This is a genomic window from Streptomyces sp. WM4235, assembly GCF_001279725.1.
In the GTDB taxonomy this organism is placed as follows: domain Bacteria; phylum Actinomycetota; class Actinomycetes; order Streptomycetales; family Streptomycetaceae; genus Streptomyces.
Map to the genome: position 1 here is coordinate 23,959 of NZ_LGDE01000441.1, position 19,242 is coordinate 43,200.

At 71.7% G+C, this 19,242-nt stretch carries 13 protein-coding genes; 8 read left to right on the forward strand and 5 right to left on the reverse strand.

From position 1 onward, the window contains the following. Positions 1–119 precede the first annotated feature (119 nt). Entirely contained in the window at positions 120–2,189 is a 2,070-nt protein-coding gene (locus ADK55_RS29410) for a PIG-L family deacetylase (RefSeq protein WP_053682893.1), read from the reverse strand. A gap of 392 nt (positions 2,190–2,581) precedes the next feature. On the opposite strand from ADK55_RS29410, the gene ADK55_RS29415 reads away from it, so the two are divergent. Then, complete coding sequence (locus ADK55_RS29415) at positions 2,582–5,569, forward strand: bifunctional [glutamine synthetase] adenylyltransferase/[glutamine synthetase]-adenylyl-L-tyrosine phosphorylase (RefSeq protein ID WP_053682895.1); 2,988 nt, start codon at positions 2,582–2,584, stop codon at positions 5,567–5,569. 58 nt (positions 5,570–5,627) lie between these two features. Here ADK55_RS29415 and ADK55_RS29420 read toward each other — a convergent pair whose 3' ends face one another. Continuing rightward, entirely contained in the window at positions 5,628–6,251 is a 624-nt protein-coding gene (locus ADK55_RS29420; protein WP_053682897.1) for a TetR/AcrR family transcriptional regulator, read from the reverse strand. A gap of 120 nt (positions 6,252–6,371) precedes the next feature. Here ADK55_RS29420 and ADK55_RS29425 point away from each other — a divergent pair, with 120 nt between their 5' ends. Further along, the gene (locus tag ADK55_RS29425) at positions 6,372–7,922 is read left to right on the forward strand and encodes an APC family permease (RefSeq protein WP_053682899.1); all 1,551 of its coding nucleotides are present in this window, start codon (positions 6,372–6,374) and stop codon (positions 7,920–7,922) included. Beyond that, on the forward strand, positions 7,844–9,442 hold the full coding sequence (locus tag ADK55_RS29430; protein WP_053682901.1) for an amidohydrolase: 1,599 nt from the start codon (positions 7,844–7,846) through the stop codon (positions 9,440–9,442). Before ADK55_RS29425 ends, ADK55_RS29430 begins: the two co-directional genes overlap by 79 nt. A gap of 40 nt (positions 9,443–9,482) precedes the next feature. Here ADK55_RS29430 and ADK55_RS29435 read toward each other — a convergent pair whose 3' ends face one another. The 3 genes from ADK55_RS29435 to ADK55_RS29445 form a co-directional block, all read right to left on the reverse strand. Beyond that, on the reverse strand, positions 9,483–10,370 hold the full coding sequence (locus ADK55_RS29435) for a phosphatase PAP2 family protein (protein WP_053682903.1): 888 nt from the start codon (positions 10,368–10,370) through the stop codon (positions 9,483–9,485). A gap of 95 nt (positions 10,371–10,465) precedes the next feature. After that, on the reverse strand, positions 10,466–11,497 hold the full coding sequence (locus tag ADK55_RS29440; RefSeq protein ID WP_053682904.1) for a LacI family DNA-binding transcriptional regulator: 1,032 nt from the start codon (positions 11,495–11,497) through the stop codon (positions 10,466–10,468). 25 nt (positions 11,498–11,522) lie between these two features. Then, the gene (locus tag ADK55_RS29445) at positions 11,523–13,154 is read right to left on the reverse strand and encodes a glycoside hydrolase family 13 protein (RefSeq protein ID WP_053682906.1); all 1,632 of its coding nucleotides are present in this window, start codon (positions 13,152–13,154) and stop codon (positions 11,523–11,525) included. A gap of 222 nt (positions 13,155–13,376) precedes the next feature. On the opposite strand from ADK55_RS29445, the gene ADK55_RS29450 reads away from it, so the two are divergent. From ADK55_RS29450 to ADK55_RS29470, 5 genes are read left to right on the forward strand one after another with little or no spacing between them, the layout of a single operon-like run. Beyond that, on the forward strand, positions 13,377–14,651 hold the full coding sequence (locus tag ADK55_RS29450; protein WP_053682908.1) for an extracellular solute-binding protein: 1,275 nt from the start codon (positions 13,377–13,379) through the stop codon (positions 14,649–14,651). Between the two features lie 7 nt (positions 14,652–14,658). After that, the gene (locus tag ADK55_RS29455) at positions 14,659–15,696 is read left to right on the forward strand and encodes a carbohydrate ABC transporter permease (RefSeq protein ID WP_053682910.1); all 1,038 of its coding nucleotides are present in this window, start codon (positions 14,659–14,661) and stop codon (positions 15,694–15,696) included. Further along, on the forward strand, positions 15,693–16,565 hold the full coding sequence (locus ADK55_RS29460; RefSeq protein WP_199826658.1) for a sugar ABC transporter permease: 873 nt from the start codon (positions 15,693–15,695) through the stop codon (positions 16,563–16,565). Before ADK55_RS29455 ends, ADK55_RS29460 begins: the two co-directional genes overlap by 4 nt. 49 nt (positions 16,566–16,614) lie before the next feature. Beyond that, positions 16,615–18,216, forward strand: a complete 1,602-nt coding sequence (locus ADK55_RS29465; protein WP_053682912.1) for an alpha-amylase family glycosyl hydrolase — start codon at positions 16,615–16,617, stop codon at positions 18,214–18,216. Beyond that, entirely contained in the window at positions 18,204–19,220 is a 1,017-nt protein-coding gene (locus ADK55_RS29470; RefSeq protein ID WP_234350304.1) for a LacI family DNA-binding transcriptional regulator, read from the forward strand. Before ADK55_RS29465 ends, ADK55_RS29470 begins: the two co-directional genes overlap by 13 nt. Positions 19,221–19,242: the final 22 nt, after the last annotated feature.

The following is a 19,242-nucleotide window of genomic DNA, read 5'->3' on the forward strand; positions in this document are numbered from 1 at the left end:
ATGTTCGCGACCGGTGATGTCCGCTGATGACCGCCGACCGGTTCTCCGCCGGCCTACGGCTCGTTCCACTCGGACCCCGACCCCGACCCCGACCCCAAGCCTGCCCGCCCCCGCCCCGCTCACGGGGTCCGGGGGACCGCCGGGTGCCAGAGCGGGCGGACGATGCCGTCGGCCGGGGTGGTGGTGACGTGGAGTTCGGCGTCCAGGCCGACGACCGCCGTCGTCGCGCCGCCCGACGCGTCGACGTAGCCCGAAGGGGCGCCCGCGAAGAGCATCTTGGACTCCTTCCACGCCGGCGGCCCGCCCAGGGTGGTCGTGCTGATCGTGCCGGTGTCCGCGCGGCCCGTCAGGACCCGGCCGGCGACGCCGACCGCACCGTAACCGGCCCGGCCGCCCGCCTCGGTGATGCTGGACACCGTCGGCTTGTCGGGGCCCGCCGTGACCAGCGCGCTGCGCACCACGCCCGAGTCGGGGCGGCGGAAGTAGAGGCGTACGCCCTCGCCTTCGGGGGCCGCGGTGAGGGGGATCGTGGTCGGGGGGAGGTTCGTCGGGAAGGGTCCGCGCAGCGGCGCGCCCGGGGCGGGCTGGATCCACCCCAGGACGGTGCGCCGGGTCGAGGCGTACACGTGGCGGCGCCCTTCCGAGTCCACCGCGATGACCGGGTCGCCCTGGAGGTCCTGGCCGCCGAGTCGCTGCCAGGCGGTGAAGGTGCCGGACGGCTGTTCGGTACGGGACCGCAGGGTGTGGCGCGCGTCACGGACGTACACGGTCAGTCGGCCGTCCGCGTCGAAGCTCGCCGTGGGCGAGCTGATCGCCGAGGTGCCGGACTCGTCGTTGGTCTCGGGGGTGCCGAGCGAGCGCCAGTCCCCGAACGGGCCGCCGGGCGCGGACTGGACGGCGTACACGATCTCGCGCCGGTAGTCCGCGGGGGCGGGGCCGAGGACGGTGCGGGTGCCGAAGACGGCGACGCGGCCGTCGGGGAGTCGGGCGGTGCTCGCTCCCGGGTCGATGCCGGTGCCGGGGAGGAGCACGGGGCCGGTCCAGGCGCCGGCGGCGTCGCGGGTCCAGACGGCCATCCGGCCGTCGAGCGGGGCGAAGGCGTACACGGTGTCGGGCGTGCCCTCGACCATCCAGGAGGTGGTGTCGGCGCGGGCGTAGCGCATGGACTGGGCCCAGTTGGAGCCGTAGGGGCTGCCCGCCACCTTGCGGTCGCCGCAGCCCGAGGGGCTGCCGCAGTAGTTCTGCATGTCCTGCCAGGCGTACGTCTTCAGGTAGCCGACCTTGGTGTCGACCGTCTGGGGGTCGAGGACGTGGGGGAGGCTGCCGTTGAGGTATCCGAGGTAGCTCTGCACCGAGAAGTGCGGGCGGTCGGTCACCTGGAGGGCGTACGCGGTGGTCGCGGCCTGCGCGAACCGGGCGGCGTACATGTGGTCCTGGTGGTCGGTGTAGCGGCCGGTCCGCTCGTTGCGGCCCGGGGTCGGGTCCAGCGTGCGTATCGTCGTCGGCTTGTACCGCTCCAGCACCCCGACCATCGTCTGTATGAGCTGGCTCTTGGTGTACGTGTAGGCCTGCTTGACCGGGCTGCCCGAGGCCAGTTGGGGGCCGAGCGCGGGTATCTTCCCGTTCCACAGGCCGTGCAGGCTGAGCGGGTTCTCGTTCGACCCGTGGCGGGCCTCGCGCATCTGTATCCAGACCAGGTTGACCCGGGGCATGGCGACGAGGACGTCGAGCTCGGCGTGACCGCCGCCGGCGGTGGGGATGACCGTGCGCTTCCACGGGCTCGTGCGGTCCCCGGTGGCCATCTGCGCGTACGCGCCGCGTATGCCGTTCTGTCGGGCCTCGGAGTAGTGGTCGCGGTCGGCGGGCTGCGCGGGGTCCTTGGCGGCGCCGCCGAGCGCCTGGTTGCGTCCGTCGGCCTCGCCGGAGGTGAGGTAGACGGTGGTGAGCGGGGTACCGGCGAGCATGGACCGGCTGAGGTCCGGGTTCATGAAGAACAGGTCGTCGTCGGGGTGGGCGGCTATCTGGACGACCGAACCGGCCGTGGTGCTCGTGAGGACGAGTGGCGTCGTCGCCTGGCCGGCCTCGGCGGAGGTCTGCTGGTCGGTGGCCATGGCCAGCGCGCCCGTGGCGCCGATGGTCAGCACGGGGAGCAGCGCGGCGAGGAGCAATCGGCGACGGGTCGTCCGCATCAGTCACGCCTTGGGTTCGTTCCGGGCGGAGTGAAGTCCGCCGAGCAGTCGGGTCGATCAATGAGAGGTCAACACGGCGAACTTGGTTCACCGAAGTGACCGACGTCTCATGCTTTTCGGAAGTGACCCCGCATGATTGTGCCTTGTGCGATTTTGTGGTCGTACGTCGACCCCACCGTGTAGGGGGCACGCATGCGCGAGGCGGGCGCCCATAGATCCCCATGGATCGTCAGATAAACGGACAAATACCCCTCGTGGTGTGTGTCGCATATGTGACGCATCTGTACCGACGTGCCGCCCCCCGCGCCCCGGTGAGCCGGACGCCCGCTCCGGCTAGGCTCGCCCCAGAGCCGGCCGGGCCACCGGCAGCGACGCACGCGGGAGGCGGCGGGATGACAGTCCCGGGACGCAGGAGCAGCACCTTCATCCGGCTGCTTCGCAGCGGGTTCACCGACCCCTCGGGCGCCGCCCGACTCCTCGACGCGGACGCCCTGTCGGCCGTACGGGCCGACCCCGTGCTCCTCGACGCCCTCGGCGCCACCGCCGACCCCGACCTCGCCCTCCTCGGGCTCGTCCGGCTCGCGGAGGCGCAACGGCCCGAGGAACTCCGTGTGCTCCTCGACACGCTCGTCAGCGCCAAACCGCTGCGCGACCGACTGCTCGGCGTACTCGGGGCCTCCGAGGCCCTCGGCGACCACCTCGCCCGCCACCCCCAGGACTGGCAGGCCCTGGTCACCTACGAGGCCGCCGACCTGCACCCGGGACTCGCCGAGTTCGAGCGGGGGCTCGCCGACGCCCACGACCCCGTGCAACTGCGCGTCTCCTACCGCCGCTGCCTGCTCTCCATCGCCGCCCGCGACGTCTGCGGCACCACCGACGTCCAGCAGGTCGCCGCCGAACTCGCCGACCTCGCCACCGCCACCCTGCGCGCGGCCCTGCGCATCGCCTCCGCCGCCGCCCCCGAGGACGCGGCCCGGTGCAGACTCGCCGTCATCGCGATGGGCAAGTGCGGAGGCAACGAACTCAACTACGTGTCCGACGTGGACGTGATCTTCGTCGGGGACAGTCCCGACGGCGAGGACGAGGGCCGGGCCGTCCAGGCCGCCACCCGCCTCGCCTCCCACCTCATGCGGATCTGCTCCGAGACCACCGTCGAGGGCACCATCTGGCCCGTCGACGCGAACCTCCGCCCCGAGGGCAGAAACGGTCCGCTGGTCCGCACCCTCGCCTCCCACCTCGCCTACTACCAGCGCTGGGCCAAGACCTGGGAGTTCCAGGCCCTCCTCAAGGCCCGGGCCGTCGCCGGCGACGAAACCCTCGGCGCCGAGTACATCGACGCCATAAGCCCCCTCGTCTGGCAGGCCGCCGAACGCGAGAACTTCGTACCCGACGTCCAGAAGATGCGCCGCCGCGTCGTCGACAACATCCCCGCCGCCCAGGTCGACCGGGAACTCAAACTCGGCCCCGGCGGCCTGCGCGACGTCGAGTTCGCCGTGCAACTGCTGCAACTCGTCCACGGACGCACCGACGCCACCCTGCACTCCGGCACCACCCTCGACGCCCTGCACGCCCTCGCCGCCGGCGGCTACGTCGGCCGGGCCGACGCCGCCCAGCTCCACGACGCGTACCGCTTCCTGCGCGCCATGGAACACCGCATCCAGCTCTACCGGCTGCGCCGCACCCACCTCGTCCCCGAGGACGAGAACGACCTGCGCCGCCTCGGCCGCTCCATGGGCCTGCGCACCGAACCCGTCGCCGAACTCAACAAGGCCTGGCGCCGGCACGCCTCCGTGGTCCGCCGCCTGCACGAGAAGATCTTCTACCGGCCGCTCCTCGACGCCGTCGCCCAACTCGCACCCGGCGAGGCCCGGCTCTCCCCGCGCGCCGCCGGCCAGCGCCTCGAAGCCCTCGGCTACGCCGACCCCGCCGCCGCCCTGCGCCACCTCGAAGCCCTCGCCTCCGGAGTCAGCCGCAAGGCCGCCATCCAACGCACCCTGCTCCCCGTCATGCTCGGCTGGTTCGCCGACTCCGCCGACCCCGACGCGGGCCTGCTGAACTTCCGCAAGGTCTCCGACGCCCTCGGCAAAACCCCCTGGTACCTGCGCCTGCTCCGCGACGAGGGCGCCGCCGCCGAGAACCTCGCCCGCGTCCTGTCCGCCGGCCGGCTCGCCCCCGACCTGCTGATGCGCGCCCCCGAGGCCGTCGCCCTGCTCGGCGACCCCGAAGGCCTCCAGCCCCGTACCCACGAGGCCCTGGAACAGGAGGTACTGGCCGCCGTCAACCGCGCCGAGAACGCCGAAGCCGCCGTCGCCGCGGCGCGCGGCGTGCGCCGCCGCGAACTGTTCCGCACCACCGCCGGCGACATCATCGGCTCCTACGGCACCGAGGACAACCCGGCGGAAGAGGACCACGGGGCCCTCGTCGACCGGGTCGGCTCCGCCGTCTCCGACCTCACCGCCGCCACCATCGCCGGCGCCCTGCGCGCCGCCGTGCGCGAGCAGTGGGGCGACACCCTGCCCACCCGGTTCGCCGTGATCGGCGTCGGCCGCTTCGGCGGCCACGAACTCGCCTACGGCTCCGACGCCGACGTCCTCTTCGTCCACGAACCCCGCGAGGGCGTCGACGAACAGGACGCCGCGAAGGCCGCCCAGGCCGTCGTCTCCGAGATGCGCAGACTCCTCCAGCTGCCGTCCGCCGACCCGCCCCTGCTCATCGACGCCGACCTGCGCCCCGAAGGCCGCTCCGGTCCGCTGGTGCGCACCCTGCCCTCGTACGCCGCCTACTACCGCCGCTGGTCCCTGACCTGGGAGTCCCAGGCCCTGCTGCGGGCCGCGACGGTCGCCGGCGACCAGGAGCTCGGCTCGCGCTTCATCGACCTGATCGACCCCCTGCGCTACCCCGTGGAGGGCCTCGGCGACGACGCCGTACGGGAGATCCGCCGACTCAAGGCCCGCATGGAGTCCGAGCGGCTGCCGCGCGGCGCCGACCCCACCCTGCACACCAAACTCGGCCGGGGCGGCCTCAGCGACGTCGAGTGGACCGTCCAACTGATGCAGATGCGGCACGCCTGGGCCGAACCGGGCCTGCGCACCACCCGCACCCGCGAAGCCCTCGCCGCCTCCCACGCGGCCGGGCTGATCCCCACCGAGGAGGCGCAGATCCTCGACGAGGCATGGGTGCTCGCCACCCGGGTCCGCAACGCCGTGATGCTGGTCCGCGGCCGGGCGGGGGACACCTTCCCGTCCGAGGCGCGCGAACTGGCCGCCGTCGGCCGCTACCTCGGCTACGCCGAGGGCACCGCCGGCGACATGCTGGAGGACTACCGCCGCATCACCCGCCGCGCCCGCGCGGTGGTGGACGAACTCTTCTACGGCTCCTGACCCCGGCCCGGCTCCCGACCCCGGCCCCGACCGCGGGCACCGCCCCCACCCCCGACCGTCAGGCGGGCGGGGCCGCCAGGAGACCCCGGGCGTACGCCAGGAACGCGGCCAGGCCCAGGTCGAAGGCGGCGTCCGCCCGCCCCGGCGCCCCGGCCCCCGCCCCGTGCGCGGCCAGCGCCCCGGCCAGGAGCGGGGTCCCCGGCGTCGGCTCCCACATGGCCTCCGGGGCCGCCAGGTCCAGCGCCGAGCCCAGCACCAGGTTCTCCAGCCCCGTCAACAGCGGCATCACCCGTTCCACCGGGAAGCCCGCCGCGAGCAGCAGCGCGACGGCCCGCTCGTACTGCCCCAGCACCATCGGCGCCCGGACCGGCGTCGTCATCAGCAGCGGGATCGCCCTCGGGTACGCGGCGAAGGCGGCCCGGTAGGACCGCGCCCAGTCCTCCAGCGCCCGGTCCCACGGCCGGCCCTCCAGCGTCCCGCCGTCGATCGCGGCGCAGACCCGCTCGCGTATCAGCTCCACCACCCCGGCCCGACCGTCCACGTGGTGATACACCGACGCGGTCTGCACACCCAACGCCCGGGCGATCTGCGGAACGCTGAACTCGCCCTTCTCCGCGACCAGTTGCAGCGCGATCGTGCCGATCCGCTCCCGGTCGAGCAAGGGGGTGCGCGGCCGTGCCATCGATGTTCTCCCGCCGTCAGGTCTTCCCGTACGCCAAAACGGGAGGCTACATTGCCGCAAACCGAAAGCCTTTAGGTTTCGCTTCCCCGTCGCCCACCGTCCGCAGAAGGGTGCCTCCGCATGCCCCGAACGCCGGAACCGCCGCCCCCCGCAACCACCCCGGCCCCGCGCCGCGCCACCCTCGGCACCGCCGACATCTCCTTCTTCGTCGTGTCGGCCGCCGCCCCGCTCACCGTCATGGCCGGCGTCGCCCCCGTCGCCATCCTGCTCGGCGGCATCGGCGCCCCCGCCGGATACCTCCTCGCCGGCCTCACCCTCGCCGTCTTCGCCGTCGGCTTCACCGCCATGAGCCGCCACGTCCGCAGCGGCGGCGCGTTCTACGCCTACATCACCCGAGGCCTCGGCAAACACGTCGGCATCGGTGCCGCCCTGCTCGCCCTCGTCGGCTACAACGGCATGGAGATCGGCGTCTACGGCCTCCTCGGCACCACCACCGCCGACACCGCCCACGCCCTGTGGGGCCTGGACGTCCCCTGGCTGCCCGTCTCCCTCGTCGGCCTCGTCCTCATCTGGTACGGCGGCTTCCGCTCCATCGACTTCGGCGCGAAACTGCTCGGCGTCCTGCTCGTCGCCGAGACCGGGATACTCGTCCTGCTCGCCGCCGGAGTCCTCCTCAAGGGCGGCGCCCACGGCCTGTCCGTCGGCTCCTTCGCCCCCGGCGCGGTCCTCGTCCCCGGCACCGCCGCCGTCCTGGCCTTCGCCTTCGCCGCCTTCACCGGCTTCGAGTCCACCGTCATCTACCGCCGCGAGGCCCGCGACCCCGACCGGACCATCCCGCGCGCCACCTACATCGCCGTCGCCTTCCTCGGCCTCTTCTACGCCTTCATCGTCTGGACCGTCATCCAGGCCTTCGGCGCCGACGCCGTCGTCAAGGCCGCCGCCGACGACCCCGGCGGCCTCTTCTTCGCCGCCATCAGCACCTACGTCGGACCGTGGGCCGCCGACCTGATGCACGTCTTCATCGTCACCAGCGTCATCGCCTCCCTCCTCGCCTTCCACAACGCCATCAACCGCTACGGCCTCGCCCTCGCCGAGGAAGGCGTCCTGCCCGCCGCCCTCGGCAGGATCCACCCCCGACACGGATCCCCGTACGTCGCCGGCGTCGCCCAGACCGCCCTCGGCGCGACGATCGTCCTCGGATTCGCCCTCGCCGACGCCGACCCGTACCAACAACTGCTGCTCTGGGTGAACACCCCGGGCATGATCGGCCTCATGGCACTGATGCTGCTGGCCGCCATCGCCATACCCGTCCACTTCCACCGCGTCGCTCACGACGAGGGCCCCTGGCGCACCCTGATCGTGCCCGTCGTCGCGGCCGTCCTGCTCACCGCGGCGATCTACCTGGTCGCCTCCAAGGTGGACCTGTTCACCATGGCCTCGCCCACCGTCAACACGATCCTCGTGGCCGTCGTACCCGCCGTCTTCCTCGGCGGTCTCGGCCTCGCCCGACGCCTCAAGACGCGCCGCCCCGAGATCTACGCCCGGTTCGCCGAAGAGCCCGCCACCCGCGCACACCCCGAAGGAGAAGAGCCGTGCCCGCTGCCGACACCGTCCTCACCGGAGCCCGCGTCCGCACCCTCGACCCCGACCGCCCCGAGGCCCACGCGGTAGCCGTCCGCGACGGCGAGATCCTCGCCGTCGGCGACGAGAGCGACGTACGGGACTGGCGCGGACCGGCCACCGAGGTCATCGACCTCGGCGGCGCCACCCTCACCCCCGGCCTCACCGACGCCCACAGCCACCCCGTCTGGGGCATCGAGATGGCCACCGGCACCGACCTCTCCACCGTCCGCGACCTCGACCAACTCCGCGCCGCCCTGCGCGCCGCCGACCGCGGCCCCGGAGGCTGGATCGTCGGCCACGGCCTCGACCACAACGCCTTCGGCGGTCGGCCCGTCGACCGCTTCCTCGTCGAGGACGCCCTCGCCGGCGCCCCCGCCTTCCTGCGCCTGTACGACGGCCACTCCGCCCTCGCCTCCGAAGCGGCCCTGCGGGCCGCCGGCATCACCGGGCCCCGCACCTTCGCCCAACGCTCCGAGATCGTCTGCGACCCGCAGGGCCGACCCACCGGCCACCTCGTCGAACACGCCGCGATGGACCTCGTCGGCGCCCTCGTCCCCAAGCCCTCCTCCGCCGAACGCCGCGGGCGCCTCCTGGCCCTCCTCGCCGAGATGGCCGCCGGCGGACTCACCGGCGCCCACGTGATGGACCTCGGCGACGGGGACGTACCGGCCCTGCTCTCCACCGTCGAGTACGAGGGCGACCTGCCGCTGCGCCTGCGACTGTCCCCCTGGTGCATGCCGGGCGCCGGCCCTGACGAGCTGGAGGAACTCGTCGAACTCCAACTGCTCCGGGGCCGCCACTGGCAGGTCGGCGGGGTGAAGTTCTTCATGGACGGCACCGTCGAGGGCGGAACGGCCTGGCTGGAGCACGCCGACTGCCACGGCCAGGGCACGAACGCCTTCTGGCCCGACCTGCGCGCCTACTCCCGCGCGGTGCACACCCTCGACGCGGCCGGCATCGGCACCGCCACCCACGCCATCGGCGACGCCGCCGTCCGCCACGTCCTGGACACGGTGGCGGACCTGGGACCGGGGGCCCGTGCACGACACCGGATCGAGCACATCGAGACCGTCCCCGACGACCAGCTGAAGCGATTCGCGGAACTCGGGGTGATCGCCTCGATGCAGCCGCCGCACACCGCCTACACCCGGGCCGACCACAGCGACGAATGGTCCAAACGCCTCGGAGACGACCGGGCGGCCCGCGCCTGGCGCTGCCGAGACCTGCGCGACGCCGGGGCGGTGCTCGCCCTCGGCTCGGACTGGCCCATCGCCCACCACGACGCCCGTCAGGTCCTGGCGACCGCCCGCAGCCCCCTCGGCGCGGCCTCGACGGGAGCCGCCCTCACCGGGTTGATGGCACTGGAGGGCATGACCTCGCACGCCGCGCTCGCGGCCGGCGAGGAGAAGGTGGCGGGCCGCGTCGCGGCCGGATTCCGGGCGGACCTGACGGCCTTCGCCCTCGACCCCGTGGACGCGGCGCCGGACGAAGTGGCCGAGGCGCCGATCCGACTCACGATGTCCGGCGGCCGGATCACGCACCGCACGGACCGAGCAGAGACAGGGTGAGAAGAGGGCAGGGTGGGAAGCGACGGACCGGGAAGAACGGTCAGCGCGTGAAGCGGTTCGCCAGCGCCGCCGCCACCGGATGCCGGTCCACGGCCCGGGGGTGGCGGGGCAGCCGGTGCGGAAGCGATCCGTACCAGGCACGCGAGACCGTGTACCCGAAGGCCAGGCACAGCATGCCGCCCACGGCGTCGAGCCAGAAGTGGTTCGCGGTGGCCACGATGACGACCAGCGTCGCCGTCGGGTAGAGCAGGCCCAGGATCCGTACCCAGGGCGCGGAGGCGATGGCGAAGATCGTCAGCCCGCACCAGAGCGACCACCCTATGTGCATCGACGGCATGGCCGCGTACTGGTTCGACATGTGCTTGAGGTCGCCCGAGGCCATGGAACCCCAGGTGTGGTGGACCAGCACGGTGTCGATGAAGTCCTGCCCGTTCATCAGCCGGGGCGGCGCGAGCGGGTAGAAGAAGTAGCCGACCAGGGCGACACCGGTGGTGGCGAAGAGCACCATGCGGGTGGCCGCGTAACGCCCCGGGTGAAAGCGGTAGATCCACACCAGCACGCCGATGGTCACGACGAAGTGCAGCGTCGCGTAGTAGTAGTTCATGCCGACGATCAACCACGTCACCGAGTTGACGGCATGGTTGATCGACTGCTCCACGGCGATGCCCAGGGTGCGCTCGACGCTCCAGATCCAGTCGGCGTTCGACAGCGCGACCGCCTTCTGCTCCGGGACGGCGTTGCGGATCAGCGAGTAGGTCCAGTAGCTGATCGCGATCAGCAGGACCTCGAACCAGATCCGGGGCCGCCGGGGCGTGCGGAGCCGGGTGAGAAGAGAACGTTCGGAGGCCGGGCGGGCCTCGTTCTCGGTCACGGTGGGTGACGAGACGTCCGTCCGGGTTTCCAGTGTCTTCACGCTCGCTTCACCCATGGGGACAGAGTCTGCCAGATGCGTTCTCGCCTTCGATCATCCCGTGGGACGGTCTTCGGACCGCCCGCTCAACCCCGGGGATGACGGGATCCCCCTCAGGGCGTACGCCGCTGCCTGGGCCCGGACGCGGTCGAACCGCGGACCACCAACTCGGGGAGGAAGACGAACTCGCTGTGCGGGGCCGGCGTACCGCCGATCTCCTCCAGCAGCGTCCGGACCGCCGCCTGCCCCATGGCCTGCACCGGCTGCCTGATCGTGGTCAGCGGCGGATCCGTGAACGCTATGAGAGGGGAGTCGTCGAAACCCACCACCGACACGTCCTGCGGAACCTTCAGCCCCCGCTGCCGCGCGGCCCGGATCGCACCGAGCGCCATCATGTCGCTCGCGCACACCACCGCCGTGCAGCCCCGCGCGATCAACGCGGTCGCCGCGGCCTGCCCGCCTTCCAGCGTGTACAGGGAGTGCTGGATCAGCTCCTCGATCTCGGCCTCGCCGAGACCGAGCCGTTCCTTCATGCCGAGCCGGAAACCCTCGATCTTGCGCAACACCGGCACGAACCGCTTCGGTCCGACCGCGAGGCCGATCCGCGTGTGACCGAGCGCCGTCAGATGGGTCACCGCGAGCTGCATCGCCGCCCGGTCGTCGGGGGAGACGAAGGGAGCCTGCACCTTGTCGGAGAACCCGTTGATGAGGACGTACGGAACACCCTGGCCGCGGAGCTGGTCGTAGCGCCCCATGTCGGCCGTGGTGTCGGCGTGCAGACCGGACACGAAGATGATCCCGGAGACCCCGCGGTCCACCAGCATCTCCGTCAGCTCGTCCTCGGTGGACCCGCCGGGCGTCTGCGTGGCCAGCACCGGGGTGTACCCCTGCCGGGTCAGCGCCTGGCCGATGACCTGCGCCAGCGCCGGAAAGATGGGGTTGTCGAGTTCGGGGGTTATCAGACCGACGAGTCCGGCGCTGCGTTGGCGCAGCTTCACGGGCCGCTCGTAACCGAGCACGTCGAGGGCGGCCAGCACGGATTCGCGGGTGCCTGCGGCCACACCGGGCTTGCCGTTGAGCACGCGGCTGACTGTGGCTTCGCTGACCCCCGCCTGGGCTGCGATGTCGGCTAGCCGTGCGGTCACGGGATTGGACTGTACCGGTCACGCGTCACAATGCCCACCACGTACACGAGTCCGGGGGCAACAGGACACTGCGACCGTCCGTCTCCACGGGCGCGCTGGACAGTACGGGCCTTCCCGGCGACGGTAGTTGGAGCGCCCGCGACCGGGTGTTGACGGTGCAGGCGAAGCCGGGGCGGGTGAACAGCAGCACCCCCTCAGGAGCGGGCAGCCACGTCAGGCCGCCCGCCTCCGGCGAGCCCAGCCCGGGCAACGCGCGCCGCAGCTCCAGTGCCGCCCGGTACAGCTCCAGCGTGGAATGCGGGTCACCGGTCTGCGCGGCGACGCTCAGCCCCGCCCAGTCGGCGGGCTGCGGCAGCCAGCTCCCGCCCGGACCGAAGTCGTACGGGGGCGCCTCCCCGGACCAGGGGATCGGGATCCGGCAGCCGTCACGCAGCCCGTCCTGCCCCGAGCCGCGATGGAAGGCGGGGTCCCGGCGGACGGCGTCGGGGAGGTCGGTGACCTCGGGCAGACCGAGTTCCTCGCCCTGGTAGACGTACGCCGACCCCGGCAACGCCAGCATCAGCAGCGCGGCGGCCCGCGCCCGGGCCAGCCCCCGCGCGCCGCCCCCGTACCGGGTCACGTGCCGCACCACATCGTGATTCGACAGCACCCACGTCGTCGGCGCACCCACGGAAGCCGTCGCGGCCAGCGACTCGTCGATGACGGTGCGCATCGCGACGGCGTCCCACGGACAGTTCAGGAAGCGGAAGTTGAACGCCTGGTGCAGCTCGTCGGGCCGTACGTACAGCGCGAGCCGCTCCGAGGTCGGGGCCCAGGCCTCCGCCACCCCGATCGCGGGCCCCGGCCGCGGGCCCTCGTGCGCGTCCAGGAGCCGCCGCCAGGAACGGTGGATCGCGTGGACCCCGTCCTGGTCGAAGAAGGGGAGCGGCTCCGTACCGATCAGGGTGGCCTGGGCGGCGCGGCCGATGTCGGGCAGCCCCGGCGCCTTGACCATGCCGTGCGCCACGTCCACCCGGAACCCGTCCACACCCAGGTCCAGCCAGAACCGCAGCACGTCCGCGAACTCCGCCGCCACCTCCGGATGGTCCCAGTCGAGGTCGGGCTGCTCGGGTGCGAAGAGGTGCAGGTACCACTGCCCGTCCTCGACGCGGGTCCAGGCGGGACCCCCGAAGATCGACTCCCAGTCGTTGGGCGGCAGCTCGCCGGCCGCGCCCCGCCCCGCCCGGAAGTGGTACCGCTCCCGGGCGGCGGGGTCCCTCAGGGCCGCCCGGAACCACGGGTGCTCGTCGGAGGTGTGGTTCGGCACCACGTCCACGATGACCCGCAGCCCCTGGGCGTGCGCGGCCCGCAGCAGCTCGGCCGCGTCGGAGAGGTCGCCGAAGAGCGGATCCACGGCCCGGTAGTCGGCGACGTCGTAGCCGCCGTCCGCCTGCGGGGAGACGTAGAAAGGGGTCAGCCACACGGCGTCGACCCCCAGCCGGGCCAGGTGGGGGAGCCGCTCGCGCACCCCGTTCAGGTCGCCGACGCCGTCGCCGTCGCTGTCGGCGAAGGACCGCACGTACACCTGATAGATGACGGCATCGCGCCACCAGCCCTCGCTCGCGCCGGTGTTGCTGGAAGCGCTTGCAAGCCGGGGTGCGGTCAGCTCATGGGTCATGTCGGGGTCAACGCGGGGACACACCCCCTGGTTGCGGGCCCGTGGACTCGAAGGCGACTCGAACTAACAGCAAGCTGCGGCAACCGTACGGACACACGGATGTAACGATCACCATCGCTTGCAGAAAATTGCCGCAAGCTCTTTCGGTCGGCTTTCAGTCTTGTTACGTTCCTGGCAACTCGGGACCGCGAGGAAGCGGCCGGGATCATCGAAGGAGTTCATATGCGGCGTGGCATAGCGGCCACCGCGCTGGTCGCGGCCCTGGCGCTCGCGGCGACGGCTTGCAGCGGTGACAGCGGGAACGACAACGGCGACACCAAGGCCGGCGGTGAGCTGACCGGCACGGTGACGTGGTGGGACACCTCCAACGACGCCGAGAAGGCCAGCTTCCAGAAGATCGCCGAGGCGTTCACCGCGAAGCACCCCAAGGTCACCGTCAAGTACGTCAACGTCCCGTACGGCGACGCGCAGAACAAGGCCAAGAACGCCTTCACCAGCGGCTCCGAAGCCCCTGACGTGATCCGCGCCGACGTCGGCTGGGTCGCCGACTTCGCCTCCCTCGGCTACCTCGACGAGGTACCCGCCGAGACCGCCAAGAAGGTCGACGCGGAGTTCCTCCCGCAGGCCGCGGCCAGCGGCAAGTACGAGGGCAAGACCTACGCCGTCCCGCAGGTCATCGACACCCTCGGCCTCTTCTACAACAAGAAGATGCTCGCGGACGCCGGCGTCAAGCCCCCCACCACCCTGGAGGAGCTGAAGACGGCCTCCGCCGCCATCAAGGCGAAGACCGGCAAGGCCGGCCTGTACCTGCGCGGCGACGACTCCTACTGGTTCCTCCCGCTGATCTACGGAGAGGGCGGCGACCTCGTCGACGCGAAGACCAAGACGGTCACCGTCGACAACCCCGCGGGCGTCAAGGCCTTCAAGGCCGCCCGCGACCTGGTCACCTCCGGCGCGGCGATCACCAACGCCACCGACGGCTGGGTCAACATGCAGACCGCCTTCAAGTCGGGCGAGGTCGCCATGATGATCAACGGTCCCTGGGCCGTCGCCGACAGCTACGCCGGCGACCAGTTCAAGGACAAGGCCAACCTCGGCGTCGCCGCCGTCCCGGCCGGCTCCGCCAAGGCCGGCGCCCCCCAGGGCGGCCACGACCTCGCCGTCTACGCCGGCTCCAAGAACCGCGCCGCCGCACACGCCTTCGTGGAGTACATGACCTCCCAGGACGTCCAGGTCCAGTCCGCCAAGGACCTGAGCCTGCTCCCGACCCGCACGGCCGCCTACGAGCAGCCGGACGTCAAGGCCAGCGAGATGGTCCAGTTCTTCAAGCCGGCCGTCGACAAGGCCGTCGAGCGCGCCTGGATCCCGGAGAACGGCTCCCTCTTCGAGCCGCTGAAGGTCGAATACACCAAGGCGGTCACCGGGGCGGCAAGCCCCGAGGACGCGGCCAAGGCGGCCGGCGTCGAGTTCCGCAAGATCCTCAAGGGCTGGAAGTAACAAGACCATGGCTGCTCACACCAGCCAGTCGGTGGCGAAGGCCGCGGGCAACGATGACGGCGCCAAGAGCGACGACATCGAGGCCCGCGGCCGGAGCCGCAGGACTGACAGCGGGAATCGCGGTGGCTTCAGGCGCGCGCTGGCCACCCACTGGTACGCCTGGACGATGATCACCCCCGTGGTGCTCGTCCTCGGCGTCATCATCGGCTGGCCCCTCGTACGAGGCGTCTACCTGTCGCTGACCGACGCCAACGAGCGCAACGTCGGCCGCACGATCGGCGCCAACCACATCGAGGCCACCTACGAGTTCGTCGGCCTCGACAACTACGCGGCCGTCCTCTCCGACCCCGTGTTCCTGCAACGGCTGGTGTGGACGGTCAGCTGGACCGTCCTGTGCGTGTCGATCACCTTCGCGCTCGGACTGGCCCTGGCCACCATGCTCAACCGCGACTTCAAGGGCCGCGCCGCCTACCGGATGGCACTCATCCTGCCCTGGGCCGTCCCCGGCTTCGTGTCCGTCTTCGCCTGGCGGTTCCTCTTCAACCGCGACAACGGCATCCTCAACAAGCTGCTCGACGGCGGCGGCATCTCCGCCATCCCGTGGCTCGACGACCCGACGTGGGCCAAGGTCTCCGTCATCACCGTCAACGTCTGGCTCGGCGTCCCCTTCATGATGGTCGCCCTCCTCGGCGGCCTCCAGTCCATCCCCGGCGAGCTCTACGAAGCCGCCGAGATGGACGGCGCCACCCCCTGGCAGCGGTTCCGGCACATCACCCTGCCCGGCCTGCGGGCCGTCAGCATGACGGTGATCCTGCTCTCCACCATCTGGACCTTCAACATGTTCCCGGTGATCTTCCTGCTCACCCGGGGCGGACCGGGCGACTCCACCGAGATCCTGGTGACCCAGGCCTTCCGCCAGGCCTTCGTGGCCAGCCCCCGCGACTTCGCGGGCTCCGCCACCTGGGGCGTGCTCATCCTCGCCCTGCTCATGATCTTCGCGCTGGTCTACCGGCGCTCGCTGCGCAAGCAGGGAGAGGTGTGGTGACCGTGTCGACCGCCACCAACAAGGAACAGGCGGCCGGACCCCGCCGGGGACGCCGCTCCCCGGCCGCCTCCGTCGGCCTGCACGCCACCCTCGTCGTCGCGTCCGTCATCGCCGTCTTCCCGGTCCTGTGGGTCCTGCTGACCTCCATCAAGCCCGCGAAGCACGCCATCAGCACCGACTTCGTGAAGGAACCCACCCTCGACAACTACCGCTACCTGGTGGAGTCGACCTCCTTCTTCTCCTGGTTCGCCAACTCCGTCCTCGTCGCCGGCGTCACCACGATCCTCGGCGTGTTCATCGCGGCCACCACCGGCTACGCCGTCAGCCGGTTCAAGTTCCCCGGCATGAAACCCCTCATGTGGACCCTGCTCATCACGCAGATGTTCCCCATGGCCATCCTCATCGTCCCGCTCTACAACCTCATGGGACAGCTCGGCCTGCTCAACCAGCCCGTCGGCCTGATCATCACGTACCTCACCATCGCCGTGCCCTTCTGCGCCTGGATGATGAAGGGCTTCTTCGACACCATCCCGGTGGAGATCGACGAATCCGGCCGCGTCGACGGACTCAACCCCTTCGGCACCTTCTGGCGACTGATCCTGCCCCTGGCCAAACCCGGCCTCGCCGTGACCGGCTTCTACGCCTTCATCACCGCCTGGGGCGAAGTCGCCTACGCCTCCGCCTTCATGGTCGGCGACGAGAACCTCACCCTGGCCGGCGGACTGCAGACCTTCGTCACGCAGTACACCTCCAACTGGGGAGCGATGACCGCCGCCTCGGTCCTCATCGCCATCCCCGCCGCCGTCTTCTTCCTCTTCGCCCAGCGTCACCTCGTCGCCGGAATGACCGCAGGCGCGACCAAGGGCTGACCACCCCTGCCTGCTCCCGCATCACCGGCCCGATCTCTTCAAGGACGACATGACCCAGCACCTCGCCGACGCCCTCCCCACCACGACCGGTACCCAGCCCGGCTGGTGGAGAGAAGCGGTGATCTACCAGGTCTATCCACGCAGCTTCGCCGACTCCAACGGGGACGGCATGGGGGACCTCGAAGGCATCCGGAGCCGACTGCCCTACCTCAAGGAACTGGGCGTCGACGCCGTCTGGCTCAGCCCCTTCTACGCCTCCCCGCAGGCCGACGCCGGATACGACGTCGCCGACTACCGGGCCATCGACCCCATGTTCGGCACCCTGCACGACGCCGACGCCGTGATCCGCGAAGCCCACGCCCTGGGCCTGCGCATCATCGTGGACCTCGTCCCCAACCACTGCTCCGACCAGCACGAATGGTTCAAGCAGGCACTCCGCGAAGGCCCCGGAACCCCCCTGCGCGAACGCTTCCACTTCCGGCCCGGCCAGGGCGCCTACGGCTCCCAGCCCCCCAACGACTGGGAGTCGATCTTCGGTGGGCCCGCCTGGACCCGCGTCGAGGACGGCGAGTGGTACCTGCACCTCTTCGCGCCCGAGCAGCCCGACTTCAACTGGGAACACCCCGCCGTCCAGGACGAGTTCCGCTCCATCCTGCGGTTCTGGCTCGACCTCGGCGCCGACGGCTTCCGCATCGACGTCGCCCACGGCCTCGTCAAGGCCCCCGGCCTGCCCGACCTCGGCCGCGACGAACAACTCAAGCTCCTCGGCAACCAGGTCCTCCCCTTCTTCGACCAGGACGGCGTCCACGAGATCTACCGCTCCTGGCGCACCGTCCTCGACGAGTACGCCGGCGACCGCATCGGCGTCGCCGAAGCCTGGACCCCCAGCGCCGACCGCACCGCGCTGTACCTGCGCCCCGACGAACTCCACCAGGCCTTCAACTTCCACTACCTGAACACCGGTTGGGACGCCGACGCGCTGCGCTCCGCCATCGACGAGTCCCTCGACGCCATGCGCCCCGTGGGCGCGCCGACGACGTGGGTGCTCTCCAACCACGACGTGGTGCGGCACGTGACCCGGTACGGGGGCGGCGCGCAGGGGCTGGCCCGGGCGCGGGCCGCCGCGCTGCTGATGCTGGCGCTGCCCGGATCCGCGTACGTCTACCAGGGCGAGGAACTCGGTCTGCCCGAGGTCACCGACCTCCCCGACGCCGTCCGCCAGGACCCGTCCTTCTTCAAGGCGAACGGCCAGGACGGACTCCGCGACGGCTGCCGCGTACCGATCCCGTGGTCGGGCGAGGAAGCCCCGTACGGCTTCGGCAGCGGCGGCAGCTGGCTGCCGCAGCCCGCCGACTGGGCCGGCCTGAGCGTCGAGGCCCAGACCGGCGACCCGCACTCCACGCTGGAGCTGTACCGGGCCGCGCTGCGCATCCGCCGCGAGCGCGACGACCTGGGCGCGGGCGACTCCGTGCACTGGCTGGAGGCCCCCGAAGGCGTACTGGCCTTCCGCCGGGGCGCGTTCACCTGCACGGTCAACACCACCGGGGAGCCCGTACGCATGCCGCTGCCCGGTACGGCACTGCTGGCCAGCGCCGAGCTGACCGACGCGGACGTACTGCCGGGCGACACGGCGGTGTGGTGGCAGGGGTGACCAACCCCCTCAGGCTGACGGACATCGCCGCGCAGGCCCAGGTCAGCGAGGCGACCGTCAGCCGCGTCCTCAACGGGAAGGCGGGCGTCGCGGACGGCACCCGGCACAAGGTGCTGGCCGCGCTCGACCTGCTGGGCTACGAACGCCCGGTGCGGCTCAAACGCCGCAGCAACGGCCTCGTCGGCCTGCTCATCCCGGAACTCACCAACCCCATCTTCCCGGCGTTCGCCCAGGTCATAGAGCAGGCGCTGGCGGGGCACGGGTACACGCCGGTGCTCTGTACCCAGACGCCGGGCGGGGCCACCGAGGACGAGTTGGTCGAGCAACTGGAGGAGCGGGGGGTCACCGGCATCGTCTTCCTGTCCGGCCTGCACGCGGACTCCTCCACCGACCCCTCGCGCTACCAGCGGCTCGCCTCCCGGGGCGTGCCGTTCGTCCTGATCAACGGCTTCAACGAGCACGTCAACGCGCCCTTCATCTCCCCGGACGACCGGGCGGCCGCCGACATGGCAGTCCGGCACCTCGAAGACCTCGGGCACCGCCGCATCGGCCTGGCCATCGGGCCGACGCGCTACGTCCCGTCGGCGCGCAAGGAGGCCGGCTTCACCGCCGCCCTGCCCTCGGCCGCCGCCGAAGGGCTCATCCAACGCACCCTGTTCACCGTCGAGGGCGGCCACGCGGCGGGCGGAGCCCTGCTCGACCGCGGGTGCACCGGCATCGTGTGCGGCAGCGACCCGATGGCGCTCGGTGTCATCCGCGCGGCCCGGGAGCGGGGACTGCGCGTACCGGAGGACGTGTCGGTCGTCGGCTTCGACGACTCCCCGCTGATCGCCTTCACCGACCCCCCGCTGACCACGGTCCGCCAACCGGTCCGCGCGATGGCCACGGCCGCGGTGGGCGCCCTGCTCGAAGCGGTGTCGGGAACACCGGTCCAGCGCACGGAGTACGTCTTCCAACCGGAACTGGTGGTGAGGGGCTCGACGGGCCAGGGGCCGGGGGACTGAGGGGGCTGAGGGGGGCTTTGGT

Excerpts from the sequence above, each read along its gene's own strand:
- ADK55_RS29415 (WP_053682895.1), top strand. The coding sequence starts at position 2,582 with ATGACAGTCCCGGGACGCAGGAGCAGCACCTTCATCCGGCTGCTTCGC.
- ADK55_RS29445 (WP_053682906.1), bottom strand. The coding sequence starts at position 13,154 with ATGACCCATGAGCTGACCGCACCCCGGCTTGCAAGCGCTTCCAGCAAC.
- ADK55_RS29450 (WP_053682908.1), top strand. The coding sequence starts at position 13,377 with ATGCGGCGTGGCATAGCGGCCACCGCGCTGGTCGCGGCCCTGGCGCTC.
- ADK55_RS29435 (WP_053682903.1), bottom strand. The coding sequence starts at position 10,370 with ATGGGTGAAGCGAGCGTGAAGACACTGGAAACCCGGACGGACGTCTCG.
- ADK55_RS29410 (WP_053682893.1), bottom strand. The coding sequence starts at position 2,189 with ATGCGGACGACCCGTCGCCGATTGCTCCTCGCCGCGCTGCTCCCCGTG.
- ADK55_RS29465 (WP_053682912.1), top strand. The coding sequence starts at position 16,615 with ATGACCCAGCACCTCGCCGACGCCCTCCCCACCACGACCGGTACCCAG.
- ADK55_RS29420 (WP_053682897.1), bottom strand. The coding sequence starts at position 6,251 with ATGGCACGGCCGCGCACCCCCTTGCTCGACCGGGAGCGGATCGGCACG.
- ADK55_RS29455 (WP_053682910.1), top strand. The coding sequence starts at position 14,659 with ATGGCTGCTCACACCAGCCAGTCGGTGGCGAAGGCCGCGGGCAACGAT.
- ADK55_RS29425 (WP_053682899.1), top strand. The coding sequence starts at position 6,372 with ATGCCCCGAACGCCGGAACCGCCGCCCCCCGCAACCACCCCGGCCCCG.